This is a genomic window from Frankia nepalensis, assembly GCF_016786325.1.
GTDB lineage: Bacteria > Actinomycetota > Actinomycetes > Frankiales > Frankiaceae > Pseudofrankia > Pseudofrankia nepalensis.
The window spans coordinates 59,685-76,632 of record NZ_JADWYU010000102.1 but is presented as its reverse complement, the minus strand read 5'-3'; the positions used below and the strand labels follow the sequence as shown (position 1 = coordinate 76,632).

The following is a 16,948-nucleotide window of genomic DNA, read 5'->3' as shown; positions in this document are numbered from 1 at the left end:
GGGGGGGGGGCGGGGCGCGGCCGGGGCCCCCCCCGGGCGCCCCCCGCCCCGGCGGCGCCGGGCTCGGCTGGCGAGCTGGCGGGAGGCGTCCACGGAACGGCCGACCATCGGGGCGATCTCGTCGAACGCCACCCCGAACAGGTCGTGCAGCACGAACGCCAGCCGCTCCGGTGGGGTCAGCGTGTCGAGCACGAGCAGCAGCGCGAGCCCCACCGAGTCGGCCAGCACCGCCTCCTGCTCGGGGCCGGGTGCTTCGTCCGGCCGGGTGACCACCGGGTCGGGCAGCCGGTCGTCGACCGGTTCCTCGCGCCGCGCGGCCCGTGACCGCAGCGCGTTCAGGCACACCCGGCCGACGACCGTCGTCAGCCAGCCGCGCAGGTTGTCGATGCTGTCCGCGTCGGACCGGGCCAGGCGCAGCCAGGCCTCCTGGACCGCGTCGTCGGCCTCGGTGAACGAGCCGAGCATCCGGTAGGCGACGGACCGCAGGTAGCCCCGGTGCTCCTCGAACCGCCCGGCCAGCCAGTCCCGGTCGCCCGCCGGCCCGCCACCCGCCCCGGGTTCGGCGGTCTCGCCGGCGCCGTGGTGGCCGGCCTCGTCCGGGCCCGGTCCGCCGGCGCCCGCGGCGGCCTCGCCGCGGGCGGCCGCGGGGCCGGGGTCGGCGCCGTGGGGGTGCTCGGCGGGCTGCTCGGCGTGGTGGCCGTCACGTTCGCGCATCGGTCACGTTCCTTCGTCGCGTGGGGTCACAGGACTGACCGCTGACGCCGGGCGGATGTGACCGCCCGGGCGCGAGTTCACAGGAGGTTCCCGTGGAAGCACGCATGAAGCATCCGGTGTACGTCGTCCCGGCGGCGCTCAAGGCGCTGCACGCGCTGGGAGAGGCGGTGAAGGGCACCGGCCTGCCGGAGCAGACGATCGAGCTGGTCAACCTGCGGGCGAGCCAGATCAACGGCTGCGCCTGGTGCCTGCACATGCACGCGGCGGCGCTGCGCAAGGCCGGTGAGCCGGACGACCGCATCGACACGGTGGCGGGCTGGCGGGACGCGCCGTTCTTCTCCGACGCCGAGCGGGCCGCGCTCGCGCTCACCGAGGCCGTGACCCGGGTCGCCGACCAGGGCGACCCGGTGACCGACGAGGTGTTCGGCGAGGCCGCCCGGCACTACGACGAGACCCAGCTCGCCGCGCTGCTGCTGGCCATCGGTCAGATCAACGTGTGGAACCGGCTCAACGTCGCCACCCACCACGTCGCCGGCGTCTACCAGTAGTCCCAGGCCTCGTCACGCCGTGGCGCGCGGCCGGCGAGCCGCTACCGGGCCTGGGTCTCCGGCAGGCGTGGGGCGCGCAGCCGCAGGGCGCCCAGGGTGACGAGGGCGGCCACGAGAAGGGCGAACAGCGCCTCGCTGAGCCGTTCGGTCGCCGGGTTGGCGTGGTCGCCGGGGTAGTCGGCGACCGGGTAGACGAGGGCGACGCCGAGGTAGGTGACCAGCGCCCCGGCGGTCAGGGCCAGGGTGTGGGCGTCGGTCCAGCGGGTGCGCGCGCAGGCCCGGGCGAGCAGGGCGCCGGCCAGGACGAGCAGGCCGAGCTGCCCGGCGACCCCTGGCCAGGACACGGGAAGCAGGCACCAGCCGGCCGTCACCGCGAACGCGGCCAGGCCGGTGAGCCACACCGCGGCGGGCGGGTTCTCGCCGCGCGGGGCGGCCCGGTGCCGCCAGGTCCAGGCGGCGGCCAGGCAGGCCGTGACGGCCACCACGACGAAGGTGACCTGGGCGGGCGAGGGGACGAACCCGTCCGCGAGGTCGCCGTGGATCAGCGCCGCGCCGCCCAGGTAGAGCAGGCCGGCGCCGACCAGGCCCGGCCGGCCAAGCCACGGCCGGTGGCGCAGCCGGGCGGGGGCGAGCGCCTCGGCGAGCGCGACCGGGACACCGATGCTCCACACGACGTGCCCGCCGACGAACGCCAGCAGGTAGTAGGCGCTGGCGCCGAGGACCGGCAGCCGGGTCGGGTGGGTGAAGTCCTCGGTGCCCTCGTACGCCGGGTTGAACAGGCTCATGTCGATCAGGCCCGCCTCGGCCAGGCCGTAGACGGCGCCGAGCAGCGCCACCGTCGGCCAGGGGCGCGCGGTGCGGCGGGCGGCCTCCCGGATGAGCAGCGCGCCGCTGCCGTACATCGGCGCGAGGAACACGATCAGGCCGAGCCGGTCGGCCGTCCCGAACGCGAGGAACTCCGCCACGAACGGCGAGAGCGCCATCAGCGCGCCCGCGAGCACGAATCGCATGCCGCCAGGCTGCCGCGTCCCGGCCGTCTCGGGACCCGCCATGCGGCCATTCCTCCGGTGGCCCTGGCCGCCCGCCGCCGCCGACCAAAGTCGAGCCGCCCGCGCCTCCTGCGCCGCATTTCGGGGGTCGAGGAAGTACCGCGCAGGATTGAACGTTTAGGCCGGCTCGGCCGCCGCCCGCCGTCGGGTCGATGATCTGCGTGTGCCGGTGGAGTTCCTCACGGATGAGCAGGTTGCGGCGTACGGGCGGTTCGACGGAGAGCCCACCCGAGCCGAGCTGGAGCGGTTCTTCTTCCTGGACGACGACGACCTGGATCTCGTCGGCCGGCACCGCGGCGAGCACTCGCGACTGGGGTTCGCGCTCCAGCTCGGGACGGTGCGCTACCTGGGGACGTTCCTGACTGACCCGCTCGACGTCCCGTGGTCGGTGGTCGACTACCTCGCGGGCAAACTGGGGATCGCGGACTCGTCGGTGGTGAAGCGGTACACCGAGCGGGTGCCGACGGCGAACGAGCACGCCCGGGAGATCCGGGCCGCCCGCGGCTACAAGGACTTCACCGACCCGCAGGCCGGCGTTGAGCTGCGTACGTTTCTGGCGGGCCGGGCGTGGACGCACGCCGAGGGGCCGGTCGCGCTGTTCGGCCAGGCGGTCGCCTGGCTGCGCCGCCACCAGGTGCTGCTGCCGGGGGCGAGCCTTCTGGCCCGGCTCGTGGTGTCGGTGCGGACCGAGGACACCGAGCGGCTGCACCAGGAGCTCGCCGGCGCGGCCGCGCGCGCCGGGCACCCGGGTCAGCGAGTTGGAGCGGATGCGGCGACCGCCGACGCGGACGTCGGGCCCGAGCCTGGAGCGGGCGCTAGCCAGGGCCGGCGACGTCATCGCCGTCGGCGCCGGTGAGGTCGACGTGTCGGTGGTGCCGGCGAACCGGCTGACGACGCTGGCCCGTTATGGCCTCGCGGCGAAGGCGCCGCTGCTGCGGGAGCTGACCGAGCCGCGGCGCACGGCCACCTTGCTGGCCACGGTGCGCGGGCTGGAGGCGGCGGCGGTCGACGACGCGCTGGACCTGTTCGACGTGCTGATGGCCACGAAGCTGCTCAACCCGGCGCGCCGCGCCGCTCAGCGCGAACGGCTCGCGGTGCTTCCCCGGCTGGAGAAGGCCTCGGTCACGCTCGCCGGCGCGGCGGCCGCGCTGCTGGGCTTGCTGTCCGACACGGACGGCGAGGCCCTGGACGTCGCCGCGGCGTGGGCGGTGGTCGAGCAGGTCGCCCCGCGCGAGCGGGTGCTGGAGGCCGCCGCGCTCGTCGAGGAGCTGGTGCCCGACGACGCCAGTCTGGAGACGACGATGCGGGCCGAGCTGGCCCGCCACTACGGCACTGTCCGCCCGTTCCTGCCGCTGCTGGCCGAGGCGTTGCCGCTGGCGGCGACCGGGGACGGCCAGCCGGTCCTGGACGCGATGCGCGGGCTGCCGGAGCTGGTCGGCCGGCGGCGGATCCGCCCGGATGAGGTCGACGTCGACCTGGTGGTGCCGGTGTGGCGGCGGGTGGTGCTGGCCAACCCGGGCCTGCCGGCCGGCACGGTCGACCGCGACGGCTACGTCCTGTGCGTGCTCGAGCAGCTGCATCGGGCGCTGCGCCGCCGGGACGTGTTCGCCCTGCGCTCGCAGCGCTGGGCGGACCCGCGAGCCCGGCTGCTCGCCGGCGAGGTCTGGGATCGGGTTCGCGGCGAGGTCCTCGCCGGCCTGGGCCTGGCCGCCCCGGTCGAGACCCATCTGCGCGAGCTCGCCGGCTCGCTGGACGCGATGTGGCGGCAGACCGCCGACCGGCTTACCGAGGCTGGCTCGGACAGTCAGGTGCGGATCGAGCCCGCGGCTGACGGGCGGATGCGGTTGGCGGTGAGCCGCCTGGAGGCGCTCGGCGAGCCGGGCAGCCTGGTCGAGTTCCGTGCGACGGCCGCGGCGATGCTGCCCGAGGTCGACCTGCCCGACCTGCTGCTGGAGGTCCACTCCTGGACCGGGTTCCTCGACGCCTACGTCCACGTCTCCGGCGCGGCCGCGCGGATGCGGGACCTGCCGATCTCGCTGGCGGCACTGCTGGTCGCCGAGGCCTGCAACGTCGGCCTGACCCCGGTGACCAAGCCCGGCGATCCGGCGCTGAGCCGCGACCGGCTTTCCCACGTCGACCAGAACTACCTGCCCGCCGACACCCACGCCGCGGCGAACGCGGCGCTGATCACGGCCCAGGCGCAGATCGGGCTCGCCCAGGCCTGGGGCGGTGGGCTGGTCGCCTCCGTCGACGGGCTGCGGTTCGTCGTCCCGGTCCGCACGATCAACGCAGGGCCCAGCCCCCGCTACTTCGGCCTCAAACGTGGCGTGACCTGGCTGAACGCAGTAAACGACCAGGTCGCTGGGATCGGCGCGGTCGTCGTTGCTGGCACCGTGCGCGACTCGCTCTACATCCTGGACACGCTGCTCAACCTCGACGCCGGGCCGAAACCGGAGATGGTCGCGACCGACACCGCCAGCTACTCCGACATCGTCTTCGGCCTGTTCCGCCTGCTCGGCTACCGGTTCTCGCCGCGCATCGCCGACCTGTCCGACCAGCGGCTGTGGCGCGCGACACTGCCCGGCGACGTCGAGGGCGACTACGGGCCGCTCAACGCGGTCGCCCGCCACCGCGTCGACCTGGGACGTGTCCGCGCCCACTGGCCGGACATGATGCGGGTGGCCGGCTCGCTGGTCACCAACCAGGTCCGCGCCTACGACCTGCTGCGGATGCTCGGCCGCGACGGGCACCCGTCCCCGCTGGGGCAGGCGTTCGCCGAGTACGGCCGGATCGCCAAGACCCTGCACCTGCTCGCGCTCGTCGACCCGGTCGACGAGACCTACCGCCGCGCGGTGAACACCCAGCTCACCGTCCAGGAGTCCCGCCACCGCCTCGCCCGGAAAATCTTCCACGGGCAGCGCGGCGAACTGCGCCAGGCCTATCGGGGGAGGGCCAGGAGGACCAACTCGGCGCGCTGGGCCTGGTCCTCAACGCGGTCGTGCTGTGGAACACCCGCTACCTCGACGCCGCGGTCACCGCGCTGCGCGTGGCCGGCCGGCCCGTGGCCGACACCGACGTCGCCCGGCTGTCCCCGCTCGGCCACGCCCACCTGAACTGCCTGGGCCGCTACTCCTTCTCCGCCCCGCCCGGCGGCACCGACCTGCGTCCGTTACGTGACCCCGACCAGCACGACCCGGAGGAACTGTGACCGACGACCAGGCAAGCGGGGCCAGGCTGGTCCCGAGGATCGGCCGCGACCGGCAGGACGCCGGCACCTTCCACGAACCGGTGCGGGTCGAGGTCGCCGTCCCGGAAGTCGTTGAGCGTGGCCATGTAGCCGATCTCGCAGGCGTTGACCAGCATTTTGATGACCTCGCTGCATAAGTTCAGTTGCGTTCAGGCAGTCACGGTGCGCCAGTCCTGCCGCGCTGCCCACTGCGCGAAGGTCGTCGTGGTCAGGCCGTAGCCGGAGGCGTGGTGGGGGCGTGCGGGGTAGCCGACACGGTCGTTGAAGACGTCGCCGAACGCTGCGGGTGCGCCGTGGCGCTGCGTCCGCTCTTCCAGGGAGATGAAGTCGGTCTTGATCTCGCGGCCGGTGACCTGGGAGAGGATTTCGGCCATCTCCGGGAACGTCAGCGCATCGCTGGCGAGCTCGATCTCGGCTTCGTGGAACCTGTCGGGCTCGGCGACGGCGGCGGCGACAGCGGCACCGAAGTCGTCGGCGCAGATGAGCGCCAGCACCGTCTGCGGCTGGGACGCGACGACCAGCTTGCCTTGAGGCAGGTCGGGGAACATGTACTCCTGCCTGGGTGAGAGGAAGTTCTCCATGTACCAGGCGGGCTTGAAGATGGTCCAGCGCGGCAGCCCTGAGCGCCGGATCACTTCCTCGGTCTCCTCCTTCTGGTTCCAGTACTCCTTCATCAACGGGTCGGTCACTTCCACCTGCGGGTGCTGGGTGCGCCACCCGGTCGCCGACACCGACGTGTGCACGATTTGAGTGATGCCGGCGCCCCGGGCCGCGGTGACGATGTTGCTGGCCTGGCGGGCCTCGGCGCCGGGATCGGCCGGGTCGACACCGGCCAGTTGCACCGAGAAGACCGCGTCGTGTCCGACGCCGGCCGCCTGCAGGGAGGCGACGTCCTCCAGGTCCCCGGTAGCCAGGACGACACCCTGTCCGGCCAGGGCCTGGGCGGGGGCCGAGGAGGGGTTGCGCACCAACGCGGTGACGGGGTGTCCTGCTCGCAGAAGCGCGTAGGCGACGGCGCCGCCTTGCATTCCGGTTGCCCCGGTGACCAGCACCTTGGCCTTGTCGCTGGATGTCATGGCAAGCCCTACTTTCGCTTGATCGCGTTCTCTAAGATCCAGGCATTGGACCCGTGAACTAGAGACAGATTGGTATCGAGTCGTAAACGTATCGAGTTGTGAGTGCGGCGGATGGAAGGTTTGTCTGAGCGCAGGTCGGCCAGTGACCGTCGAACGCGGCGCAGCATCGCCACGCCGGCCAGGACTGACGTGGCAGGGGTACTGGGGCCTTGCCTTAGAACACCAGCACGGGCCGCCCCCGCACCCCGCCCTCCTCGATGAGCCGATGCGCTTCGGCGACCTGTTCAAGCGGGTAGCTCCCCGCGACGCGGAGCGTGAGGACACCGGACTCAGCCTGGTCGCGCAGCCGCGTCAGGGTTGCTGTGTCCCGGATGCGGTCGTAGACGAAGACGGGGAACCAGCTCACACCCCGGTCGGTGTCGCCGGTGAACCCCTTGAAGGTCGCGATCACGCCACCGTCGCGCACCGCTGCGGCCACCGCCGCACCCACCGACCCGCCGTCGATGACCCCGTCCGCGCCGTCGGGGCGCAGCTGGCGGACCCCGTCGGGGAACCCGTCGCCGCGAGGGAGCACGTGATCGGCACCCAGGCTCGTGACGAGATCACGGTCCTTGTCCGCGGCATCGGCGATGACCGTCAGCCCGGCCGCCTTGGCCAACTGCACGGCGTAACCACCGATCCCGCCGGCGGCACCGGTCACCGCCACCGTCGCTCCCGGGGCCAGGGCCAGCGCGTCCAGGCCCATCTGCGCGGTCAGCGCGGCCATCAACAAGGTCGAGGCCGCCGTCAGGTCGACCCCCTGCGGGGCGCGGACCACCGATTCCGTCGGTACGACCACGTACTGCGCCTGTCCACCCAGGGCCAGCTTCGGCTCCGTCACCGCTATCACCTCGGTGCCGAGGGTCAACTCCGGACGTGCCCGATCCCCGACCTCATCGATCGTCCCGGCCACCTCCCACCCCACGACGTGCACCTCCGACGGCGGGTTCGCCTCCGGGCTGTACTTGGCGGAGAGCCCGGTGCGGATGTTGACGTCGGCCGGGTGGACGGCGGCGGCGGCCACCTTGATCCGCACCTGCCCTGGTCCCGCGTGCGGTTCGGGCAGCTCCAGCACCCGCAGGACCTCGCGGCCGCCGAACTCGGTGAAACCTACGGCCTTCACTGCGCCACCTCACTATCGCCACTCGTGCACCTCAACCCGAGACGAGGATGTTCCGGGTCTTCGGCGACGTTAGCAGCTAGCTATACTCAAAACAAAACAGTCCCAGTCCGCGAGGAGAGCCCCGTGCCCCAGCCCGGTGCGCAGCTGCGGCGGCCTCCCGGCGGCTCCGGACCGCCCCGCGACCCCGCCCGGGACGCCCAGATCCTGCGCGCGGCGACGGAGTTGCTCGCCGAGGGCGGCTACCCGGCCTTGACCATGGACAAGGCCGCGGCACGAGCCGGGGTGGGCAAGGCGACCGTGTACCGACGCTGGCAGTCGCGCGCTGAACTCGCCGCGGAAGCCCTCGGCCACGCGGGACTCACCGACGACGTCGTGCCGGTCGTCATCGGGAGCGGGCGCCTGCGCGAGGAACTCTTCGCCACCCTGGCGAGCATCACGGGCAGCCAGGACACCTCTCGGGTCGACCTGGTCTCGGCCCTGCTGGACACGGCCCGCCAGGAGCCGGAGCTGTGCAGCCTCATCCGAGTGCGCTACGTCGACTCCTTGCACCAGGCTCTCGCAGGCGTGCTGGACCACGCCGTGCAGCGCGGCGACCTGCCCCCCCAACGGAAGCACCCGCAGGACGGACGCACGATCGCGGTCTCCGCCGCCATCGCCCTTCTCGTCCACTGGGGAGTCGTCCACGATCGCCCGATCAGCGACGACGACATCGCACAGATCGTCGACGGCGTCCTCATGCCCCTGCTCCGATGACCCTCAGCACCGCGCCGTGCCCGCGCCCGGCCAAATGATCACCCGCGGTCGTCCCTCCCTCATGCGAGACCCGCCAGGCTACGAACCCGCGCGGACGACCCGGTGCAAGGCCACCGAAGAACCGTGACGCACCCACTGAAGAACCGTGTCGTCACCGCTGAACGGAACTGACGCCGCCCACTGAACTGTCAGCAGCGCTGCAGGCTCGCGTTCGCGGATCCGCTCGCTCGTTCCTTCTCCGCCCTCTGGTTCTGATACCTACCAGTATCAGAACCAATGTGGCCGTTTGGTTCTGATACTGCGGCCGAACGGCGCTACTGTCGTCGGCGGAATGGTTCTGATACCGGGACGCGAAGTCGGAAGGACGTGGTTGGTGACGACCAGCGCCACCGCCCCACCCACCGGCCGCGGCCGGCGCGGCGGCGAACGCCCACCCGACCGGTACGCCGAGCTGTTCGCCTCCTACCGCGCCGAGCTCGACCACGTCCGGCTCGCCGAGCACTCCCGGCGCGCCTACGCCTCCCGGGTCGCCGGGTTCCTGCGCTGGCTCGACACCGACGGCACCACCGCGGACCCCACCGGCGCCGACCCGCTGTCCGACGCCCACGCCCGCGACTTCGCCGTCCGCGACTACCGAGCCCACCTGCTCACCGTCGCGAAGAAACGCCCCGCGACCGTCAACGCGCACCTGACCGCGCTCGACCACTTCTTCACCTGGCGCCACCTCGGCCGCGCCGTCGTCGACCGGGCCGACCTACCCGAGCAAGCCCCCCGCGCCCTGTCCGACGACGAGGCCCGCCGTGTGCTGCGCGCCGCCGAACGGTTGCCCTCGCTGCGCGATTGCACAATCGTCGAGCTGCTCTACAACACCGGCGTCCGCTGCGCCGAGCTCGTCGCGCTCGACGTCGACGACGTCCCCGTGACCGCCCGCACCGGCGCCGTCCATGTCCGGGCCGGCAAGGGCCGCGACGGCGGCAAGCCCCGCACCATTCCGGCCAACCCCCGCGGCCGCCGGGCACTGAGCGACTGGAAACGGGCCCGGGCCACCTGGCCGAACGCCGACAACGACCCCGCGCTGTTCCTCAACCGCTATGGCCGCCGCCTCTCGACCCGCACTGTCGACCAGGTCGTCGCCGACCTCGGCCGCTCCGTCGGCATCGACGATCTGGGCCCGCACGTCCTGCGGCATACCTTCGCCACCGCCATGCTGCGCCGCGGCGCCGACCTCGTCCTCGTCGCCGAGCTTCTGGGCCACGCGCGCACTGACACCACCCGCGTTTACACCAAGCCCACCGAGGCCGACCGCCTGCGCGCCGTCGAACTCCTCCCCGGCGACTCATGAGGCCCGGCCGCGCCAACCCCTTTTTTTAGATCATCACCACCGGCGAGACGCCTCAGATCATCACGGCGATGCGCCGCGAGTATCGGCATCCTGATCACCACCGCCTATGAACCCTGCGTGGTGTCCTGCCTCCGTGAGGCCCGCCGGCCAGGAGGCTTCTGGCGTCGGAACAGAAGAATCTGCAGCACCTGGAGCGCTGTCCGACGGCGGGTGCCATCACGGGTGTACACGGCGGTGAGAGCGACCGTCGCGACCAGCAGCAGGTAGAGCAGCGGGAGAAGCCCAGCGCCGGCCAAGAGCCGGGCATTGAGCAGATCGAAGGGCACGTCGTCTCCGTCAGCGCGTTCCTTCCGCGCTGACGGGGCGGCCATTTTCCGTCACGCTGAGGAGACCGGTCCCGACGATCTTGTTCGATCGCCGTCCGGAGCCGACCCTGGATTTTCTAATGCGCATGTGGACCAGGGCGGAACCTCGCGCGTGACGTGCCTTCTGGTGATCTCGGGTCACGTGGCCGGGCGTTGCCCCGGACGAAGGCGCTCAGTGAGCACGCTCATTCTGGCACAGACGCTCCGCGGATCGGATCTCGGCGGCACGCTGCGCGCCGCGGCCCCGATTCGCCGCGCGCGGGACCGGCCGCAACCGCCTGCCAACCGTTCAATCCTGCCCAGTTCTTCCTCGACCCCCATTTCGGCGCCGGGAGCAGTTCTTTCGGCGCGCCCCGGTGCCACTGGCGTTGGTGCCGCATCAGCCAGGGTTTGCCCGTTCTCGGCCCCGGGTGTCCAGGCCCCACCAGCCGACCAGAGTCCCGGCGGACCGCGAGTGTCCGTCGAAGCGCGGTCCCAAGCCCGCGTTCTCGCGGACACTTCGGGCGCGCCACCCGCCGGACGGTCAGCCGGCGGCGCAGAACTCGTTGCCCTCCGGGTCGGCCATCACCCACCAGTGGCCGGCGGGGCCCTGGTCGACCTCGCGCAGGCGGGTCGCGCCCAGCTCCTCCAGCCGTCCGACGAGCGTGTCGAGACCGCCGGGCTCGGCGTGCAGGTCGAGGTGGAGCCGGTTCTTGCCGTTCTTGGGTTCGGGGACGTTCTGGAACAGCAGCCGGCGGCCCTTCCCGATGCCGCTGACCTCGTCGAACGGGTCGTCGGGGTGGCGGACCGCGGCGAACCCGCGAAAGACCTGGCGGCCGTGGTGTTCGGTGACCGCGTCCTGGCCGACGTGGCCGGCGGCCAGCAGGCGGGCGACGAGCGGGCTCGGGTCCTCCACCGCGTAGCCGAGCGCGGCGGCCCAGAAGTCCGCGAGCGTGGCCGCGTCCCGGCTGTCGATGACGAGCTTCCAATGCAGAGGCGTCATGTAACCGGTTATACTGGTTACATGACGTCGTCGACAACCCCCGAGCCCGAAACGCCGTCGGATCCGCCGACGACGCCGGGCAGGCAACCGGGGATGCCGATGCGGTCCGGCTCCGGGGTGACCTACTGGTTCGACCCGGGCGCGCTGTGCCTGGAACTGCTCACCACCGGCGGTCCCGGCCCGTTCGCCCGGTTCGAGACGCTGCGCGCCCCGGCCGACCTGGCTGCCTGGGCCGCCCGGTCCCGGCTCGCCCTCCCGCCTGGGCCGCCGCCCGCCCTGGAGATCGCCGACGCGGACGTCGCGGACGCGCGGCGGCTGCGCGACGCCCTGTTCCGGGTCGCCGCCGAGGTCGCCGGTGACGACGAGGTGACGGCGATCCTGCCGGTCGCGGGCGACGACCTGGCGAGGGTCAACGCGTTCGCGGCCCGCCCGCCGCTGGCGTCCGCCGCCGGCCCGGGCGGGCAACGGCTCTGGGCCCGTCCCGCCGGCTGGTCCCCGCGCGGCCCGGACGCCGCCGCCGTCGGCGACGGGCCGGCCCTGCTCGCGACCGTCGCCCGTGACGCGGTCGACCTGCTGACCGGCCCCTACCGGGGCAGGATCCGCGCGTGCGCCGGCGCCAGGTGCCACCTCCTCTACGTCGACACCTCCCGGCCGGGCCGGCGCCGCTGGTGCGCCATGGAGCACTGCGGCAACCGCCACAAGGTCGCCGCCCTGCGGGCCCGCCGTGTCCCGCCGCCGGACGCCGGCTGACGGCCGGGCGGACGCCGCGCCGCGCGCGTCGCCCGACCGGGTCGCGCGCGGGCGGGCGCGTCGGCGGCGGTGGGCGCGGGCGGCTGACGCCGGGCCGAAAATGGTGGGCGATCTGCCCACCCGACGTGGTTCGATCGGCCGATGAGTGGCCGTACCTACCGGGTGACCGTCCGGGGCATGTTCGACGGGCTGTCCGACGCCCAGCGCGCCGAGTTGCTGGGGAAGGCCTCGGAGCACGACGTGCTGCACGCGGCGTTCACCTCCGAGGGCCATCTGTCCTACGACCTCGCCGCCCGGCCGTTCTTCACGTTCCGGTTCCTCGACGTCCGGCCCGACGAGGACGACCGTGATCCGGTCGCGGAGCTGGACGCCGCGGCCGCCCGCGCCGAGCGCGCGGCCAGGGCGTGGCTGGACGAGCGTGGCTACGGCTACCGCGACCTGCGCGCCTCGGCCGAGGATCTCGCCGAGATGGCCCTCGGCAGCCGGGGCCGCCGCGAGGCCCGCCGGACCGGCTGAGCGCCGCCCGCCGCTGGGCCGCGCCGCTGGAGCCGATCGCCGGGGCGTCACCCGGCGGTGGTGTCCTGGCGGTCGAGCTCGGTGAGCGCGGCGCGGGCGATGCCGATGACGCCGTCGCGGGCGGCCTCCGGCGCGCGGGAGGCGACGGTGACCGTGAGGTCCCCGACCTGCCCGTCGCCGAGCGCGACGACCCACACGGTGGCGTAGGTGAGGCCGGCGACGTCGAGGGCCGTGCCGTACCTGGCCGCGTCTCCCAGGCCGGGCACGTCCTGGGCGTCGTCCGTCCTGTACAGGCCACCGGCGAGTGACTCGTCGAGCTCCTCGGCGGCGGACCTGCCGGCCGTCGCGTCGCGGACGTCGACGGTCAGCAGCCCGACGGGCAGCACTCCGTCCGTGAACGCGCAGGTCAGCACCGTGTGGATCCGACCGGTCGGTGACCCGCCCAGCGGGGTCAGGCCCACCGAGGTACGGTCCGCGACCCGCTCGACCGTGCCCGCCTCGACCAGGTCGCAGGCCGAGGCGGGCAGGGCGAACGGCCCGGCCGGACGGGGGGCCGGCGTGCCGGGTGCCGTGGTGGTCGCGGGAGTGGTCCTGTCCCCCGGCTCGGACGTGGAATCGACCGCGTCGCAGCCCATGATGGTGACCAGGGTGCCCAGCACGGCGACCGCTCCCACCGCCCGGGTTCCTGCCGTTCGGCGTCGCATCTGCGCACCCTCCGCCGAGTCGATCTGACCGATGGGCACCGATTCGCCCATCCACGGCGTGCCTGCCCGCTTTCACCGCCAATAACGCCTGCGGCTTCGGGTGATCCGGGTGGAACGGGCCTCACGTGACCGGCGCCTGCCCACCCACCCGGATGATGGTCGTCGCGACGACGGGCACGCGACGTCACCTGGCAGGGTCAGGGGACACCGGCGCCGGGCCGTCGCCGTCGGGTTCGGGGGATGCCCGGTAGCGCCAGAAGGCGGGGAAGCGCAGGGCGGTGGCGAGCATCGCCGTGACGGCGAGCAGGCCACCGCCGCTGATGGCCCAGGTGGTACCGACGGCGGCGCCGTGGGCGACGTAGGCCAGTTGCGGCCCGCCGGTGGAGACGATGACGTCGGTACGGCCGGACCCGCGGTGGCCGGAGGTCGGCCGTCAGTCCCATACGGTCGTCGCCACCCGGGGCTTGAGCAGCAACCGAACGGTCAGTGGCGTTAGCGGGCCTGTTCCAGCTGCCGGCCTCGGGCCGCCGCCGCGCGCCGAACGCCGCGGTGGGCGGCATGCGAGTGGCTCAGCGGGACTGGCCGTTGGGATGCACCCAGTCGGGGTCCTCGAGGCCCGGGCCCAGGGCGGCGCGCAGGTGAGGCTCGTCGAAGATGATCTTTTATATCGCGGGCATGGGCATCGACAGCCAGAAGACACAGTCGATCGAAAGCCCAAGGGCGAGGAGCGCGGGCAATCCAAGTGCCGTGCGTGGCGGCCAGGATCGTTGTCGTGGGCGATGTTGACGTTGCAAGATCACAGACGGCGGTTCTTGCGCGGATTGGTGAGCTCGGCAAGCGTCTCGCCGGTGCCGATAGCGAGATCGGGCTGAGCCCAGCTCTGCTCGTGGTGGGCCCGCCAGTCTGGGGTCGGGGCCAGACCTGACCGCCACTCGCGGAGATCGTCGCGGTGGCATATGGGCAGTCCCAGGGCCTGGGCGGTCGGTCCCCGTATCTACCGGACCCCGTCACTGCCTAGCGGGCGGTCTGCTGGAGCTGGTGGCGGTAGAGGCTGATCGCATGGCGTACGGGCACGGTGAGGTCGCGAGCGGCGGCCTCGTCCAGGGTGAGCCAGAGAGGGCGGCGCCCTTCCTCGGCGACCTCCACGGTGAGGTCCACGACTGGGGCGAGGAATGCGTGCCACCGATGGGCATCGGCGCCGCGGCGGCAGGAGTCGCCGAGGACGTCGTCGGTGCCGATCAGTGTGAGGCCGGTCAGGGCGATACCGACTTCTTCCTTGACCTCGCGGGCGGCGGAGGCGGCTGGCTGTTCTCCAGTGTCCACGTGTCCGGATGGCACGGTGAGCGCGAACGGGAAGATGGTGCGTTCGTAGAAGAGGAACTGGCCAGAGGGGTTGCGTAGAAAGACGCCAGAGCTTTCGTGCCAGTACTCACCGTCGGGAGCTACCCACCAGGTGATGGCAGGGTCGAGGACGATCGACCGCTCGGCGGTCTGCCCGCAGGCCGCGCACTGGTAGAACGTGCGCCCCTCGTCGTCGTAGGTACGCTGCACCGCTTCGGCGTGGCAGCGCAGGCAGTACTGGTGGTAGACGCCGTCGTCGGACCACGCGAAGTCCAGCCTCATGGTCGGCATGATACCGGTACAAGGTTGACGCGCAGGGCGTATCGGCCGCGCCTTCTTTCCGCGTTTTCTCGTGGCAATTCGCGGTGCCGATAAAAACGCGCCGAGGGGACGGCGAGCCCGAACCGGATGCGCTAAAATAATACATGTCGACAGGGAAGGGACGCCCGGTCCGACACCCCGTCGACAGACATCCGAAAGGGCATCGCGATGCCTGTCGACGTCCGGCGACGGGTCTACCCGCGGCGGCCGGACGGGAAGGGCCGCGGCCGGCGGGTCAGATCTTGGCGAGGGCGTCGCGGGCGAGGGTGACGACGGGGTCCTTGGCGGTGGCGGGGTCACCCGCGTCGATGGAGATCGACAGGCTGGCGAGCTGGGAGCCGCGCAGGTCGATGACGTAGATCGAGGCGAACGTCAGGCCGGCGATGCTCGGCGAGGTCCCGTAGCGGGCGGCGGCGCCGAGGCCGGGGATCTCCTGGACGTTGTCCCTGCCGTACTCGGAGGCGGCGACGGTGTCGTCGAGCTCCTTGCGGGCGTCGACGCCGGCGGGGGCCTCGCGGATCGCGAGGGTGACCGCGCCGACGGGGACGAAGCCGTCGGTGACCGCGCAGGCCAGCTGCGTGCCGGAGGAGACGTTGCGCAGTTCGAGTCCGGACCGGCCGCTGACCCGTTCGAGCGCGGCCACGTCGACCAGGTCGCAGGCCGACTTGGGGGCGGTGAACGAGCCGCCCGGCACGCTCCCGCCGGGGCTCGCCATGCCCGTCGCGGTGGCCCCGGGGGTCGCCGACGCCGTGGCGGTGCTGTTCGTCCCCGGTGGGGCCTGGGTGCTGGGCGGCGCGTCGCTCGTGCTGGTCGCGCTGCAGGCCGCCACGGTCACCGCGGCGAGCAGGCCGACCGCCGTCGATGCAACCGCCCGTGTCCGCGTCGCTCGTATCCGCACAGCCGCACCTTAGTAGGGCCCAACGGGGCGGGTGAAAGCCGAGTCGCGCTGCCGACAAAGCGGTCCAGGTCCTGTCTGGTCCCGTTCTGGTCCCGTTTCTGGAAGGCCCGCGGACCGTCGGCGCGGGCCGGGGTCAGGCGCCGCGAGGGGTGTCCGTGGCGGCCGGGCCGAACGCGGTGTCGCGGGCCCGGGTCTGCCACGCGCCGATGTCGGCGCGCACCGCGTCGAGGTGCGCGAGCACGGCGTCGACGGCGTCGGAGCCGACCGGCAGGCGCGGCGGGAGATACTTCCCGGATGGGATCGTCACACCTGACGCATATCGCCGCGCCCGAGGGAGTCGCTCCCGGGGTCGGCTACACCCACGTGGTGACCGGGACCGGCCGGCTCGTCGCCGTCTCGGGGCAGGTCGCGCTCGACGCGGCCGGTCAGGTCGTCGGCGCCGGTGACCCGGCCGCGCAGGCGATCCAGGTGTTCGCGAACCTGGGCCGCTGCCTCACCGCCGCCGGGGCGACGTTCAGCGACGTGGTGAAGCTGACGTACTTCGTCGTCGACGTCGCGCACCTGCCGGCGGTCCGCGCGGCCCGCGACGCGGTGATCGACCCGGCCCGCCCGCCGGCGAGCACGGCCGTGCAGGTGGCGGCCCTGTTCCGCCCGGAGCTCCTGCTGGAGGTCGAGGCGCTCGCCTTCGTCGGGTCCTGAGCGGCGGTCAGCCGCCGCGCGGGGCGTACATGATCAGAGCCATGCCGGCGAGGCAGACCACGGCGCCGGCGACGTCGAACCGGTCGGGACGGTAGCCGTCGGCGACGACGCCCCACAGGATCGACCCGGCGACGAACACCCCGCCGTAGGCGGCCAGGACCCGGCCGAAGTTCCCGTCGGGCTGGAAGGTGGCGACGAAGCCGTAGAGGCCGAGCGCGACGAGGCCCGCGCCGATCCACAGCGGGCCGCGGTGCTCGCGCAGGCCCTGCCAGACCAGCCAGGCGCCGCCGATCTCGCAGACGGCGGCGAGGGCGAACAGGGCGAGGGAACGGGCGACAGGCAAGGGCTGGCAGCCCTCTCGGACGGCGGCGGGGACGGGCGCGGACCTGGGCTGGCCCGCGCCCCGACGCTACCCGCCGCCGCGCACGCCCCGGCCGGCCGGGGCGGGTCCGGGCGGCCGGACCCGGCGCGGTGCCGGCGT

Annotated in this window: 17 protein-coding genes and 2 pseudogenes; 8 read left to right on the top strand and 11 right to left on the bottom strand. The window is 73.1% G+C overall.

Annotated elements, in window-relative coordinates; all coding sequences use genetic code 11:
- Nucleotides 1–519 (bottom strand): annotated as a pseudogene (locus I6A81_RS43230) (sigma-70 family RNA polymerase sigma factor); the annotation flags it as partial.
- Between the two features lie 287 nt (nt 520–806).
- Here I6A81_RS43230 and I6A81_RS11960 point away from each other — a divergent pair.
- Nucleotides 807–1,262, top strand: a complete 456-nt coding sequence (locus tag I6A81_RS11960) for a carboxymuconolactone decarboxylase family protein (RefSeq protein ID WP_203005113.1) — start codon at nt 807–809, stop codon at nt 1,260–1,262.
- A 41-nt stretch (nt 1,263–1,303) separates the two neighbouring features.
- On the opposite strand, the gene I6A81_RS11955 is transcribed toward I6A81_RS11960, so the two are convergent.
- Nucleotides 1,304–2,314: a hypothetical protein gene (locus tag I6A81_RS11955; protein ID WP_203005112.1), complete on the bottom strand. Its 1,011-nt coding sequence runs from the start codon at nt 2,312–2,314 to the stop codon at nt 1,304–1,306.
- 160 nt (nt 2,315–2,474) lie between these two features.
- Between I6A81_RS11955 and I6A81_RS11950 the strand changes: the two are divergent.
- Nucleotides 2,475–5,519, top strand: a pseudogene (locus I6A81_RS11950) (Tn3 family transposase).
- Entirely contained in the window at nt 5,516–5,695 is a 180-nt protein-coding gene (locus I6A81_RS11945; protein WP_203005111.1) for a hypothetical protein, read from the top strand. The pseudogene I6A81_RS11950 and the gene I6A81_RS11945 overlap by 4 nt, the downstream one beginning before the upstream one ends.
- A 12-nt stretch (nt 5,696–5,707) precedes the next feature.
- Here the strand turns inward: I6A81_RS11945 and I6A81_RS11940 are convergent, their stop codons facing one another.
- Together I6A81_RS11940 and I6A81_RS11935 are read right to left on the bottom strand one after the other, a co-directional pair.
- Complete coding sequence (locus I6A81_RS11940; RefSeq protein WP_203005110.1) at nt 5,708–6,610, bottom strand: NmrA/HSCARG family protein; 903 nt, start codon at nt 6,608–6,610, stop codon at nt 5,708–5,710.
- A gap of 238 nt (nt 6,611–6,848) precedes the next feature.
- Complete coding sequence (locus tag I6A81_RS11935; RefSeq protein ID WP_203005109.1) at nt 6,849–7,796, bottom strand: NADP-dependent oxidoreductase; 948 nt, start codon at nt 7,794–7,796, stop codon at nt 6,849–6,851.
- Between the two features lie 123 nt (nt 7,797–7,919).
- Here I6A81_RS11935 and I6A81_RS44820 point away from each other — a divergent pair, with 123 nt between their 5' ends.
- A complete protein-coding gene (locus I6A81_RS44820; RefSeq protein WP_203005108.1) occupies nt 7,920–8,549 on the top strand; it encodes a TetR/AcrR family transcriptional regulator in 630 nt (209 codons plus the stop codon).
- A 373-nt stretch (nt 8,550–8,922) separates the two neighbouring features.
- Nucleotides 8,923–9,891 (top strand): tyrosine-type recombinase/integrase, encoded by a 969-nt coding sequence (locus tag I6A81_RS11925; protein ID WP_203005107.1) that lies wholly within the window; start codon nt 8,923–8,925, stop codon nt 9,889–9,891.
- Between the two features lie 104 nt (nt 9,892–9,995).
- On the opposite strand, the gene I6A81_RS11920 is transcribed toward I6A81_RS11925, so the two are convergent.
- Nucleotides 9,996–10,217: a hypothetical protein gene (locus I6A81_RS11920; RefSeq protein WP_128423244.1), complete on the bottom strand. Its 222-nt coding sequence runs from the start codon at nt 10,215–10,217 to the stop codon at nt 9,996–9,998.
- 562 nt (nt 10,218–10,779) lie between these two features.
- Complete coding sequence (locus tag I6A81_RS11915; RefSeq protein ID WP_203005106.1) at nt 10,780–11,238, bottom strand: VOC family protein; 459 nt, start codon at nt 11,236–11,238, stop codon at nt 10,780–10,782.
- A 93-nt stretch (nt 11,239–11,331) separates the two neighbouring features.
- On the opposite strand from I6A81_RS11915, the gene I6A81_RS11910 reads away from it, so the two are divergent.
- The gene (locus I6A81_RS11910; protein ID WP_407661290.1) at nt 11,332–11,988 is read left to right on the top strand and encodes a CGNR zinc finger domain-containing protein; all 657 of its coding nucleotides are present in this window, start codon (nt 11,332–11,334) and stop codon (nt 11,986–11,988) included.
- A 141-nt stretch (nt 11,989–12,129) separates the two neighbouring features.
- Nucleotides 12,130–12,504: a DUF6204 family protein gene (locus I6A81_RS11905; protein ID WP_203005104.1), complete on the top strand. Its 375-nt coding sequence runs from the start codon at nt 12,130–12,132 to the stop codon at nt 12,502–12,504.
- Between the two features lie 47 nt (nt 12,505–12,551).
- On the opposite strand, the gene I6A81_RS11900 is transcribed toward I6A81_RS11905, so the two are convergent.
- The 4 genes from I6A81_RS11900 to I6A81_RS11885 all read right to left on the bottom strand — a co-directional run bounded on the left by I6A81_RS11900 (nt 12,552) and on the right by I6A81_RS11885 (nt 16,075).
- Nucleotides 12,552–13,178: a hypothetical protein gene (locus I6A81_RS11900; RefSeq protein ID WP_307874614.1), complete on the bottom strand. Its 627-nt coding sequence runs from the start codon at nt 13,176–13,178 to the stop codon at nt 12,552–12,554.
- A gap of 1,044 nt (nt 13,179–14,222) precedes the next feature.
- Nucleotides 14,223–14,831, bottom strand: coding sequence for an NUDIX hydrolase (locus I6A81_RS11895; RefSeq protein WP_203005103.1), 609 nt, complete (start codon nt 14,829–14,831; stop codon nt 14,223–14,225).
- A gap of 274 nt (nt 14,832–15,105) precedes the next feature.
- Nucleotides 15,106–15,768 (bottom strand): hypothetical protein, encoded by a 663-nt coding sequence (locus tag I6A81_RS11890; protein WP_203005102.1) that lies wholly within the window; start codon nt 15,766–15,768, stop codon nt 15,106–15,108.
- A 133-nt stretch (nt 15,769–15,901) separates the two neighbouring features.
- Complete coding sequence (locus I6A81_RS11885) at nt 15,902–16,075, bottom strand: hypothetical protein (RefSeq protein ID WP_203005101.1); 174 nt, start codon at nt 16,073–16,075, stop codon at nt 15,902–15,904.
- Between I6A81_RS11885 and I6A81_RS11880 the strand changes: the two genes are divergently transcribed.
- Nucleotides 16,063–16,467 (top strand): RidA family protein, encoded by a 405-nt coding sequence (locus I6A81_RS11880; RefSeq protein ID WP_203005100.1) that lies wholly within the window; start codon nt 16,063–16,065, stop codon nt 16,465–16,467. The two genes, I6A81_RS11885 and I6A81_RS11880, sit on opposite strands and share 13 nt — an antisense overlap.
- Nucleotides 16,468–16,474: 7 nt before the next feature.
- On the opposite strand, the gene I6A81_RS11875 is transcribed toward I6A81_RS11880, so the two are convergent.
- On the bottom strand, nt 16,475–16,810 hold the full coding sequence (locus I6A81_RS11875; RefSeq protein ID WP_203005099.1) for a YnfA family protein: 336 nt from the start codon (nt 16,808–16,810) through the stop codon (nt 16,475–16,477).
- Nucleotides 16,811–16,948 lie beyond the last annotated feature (138 nt).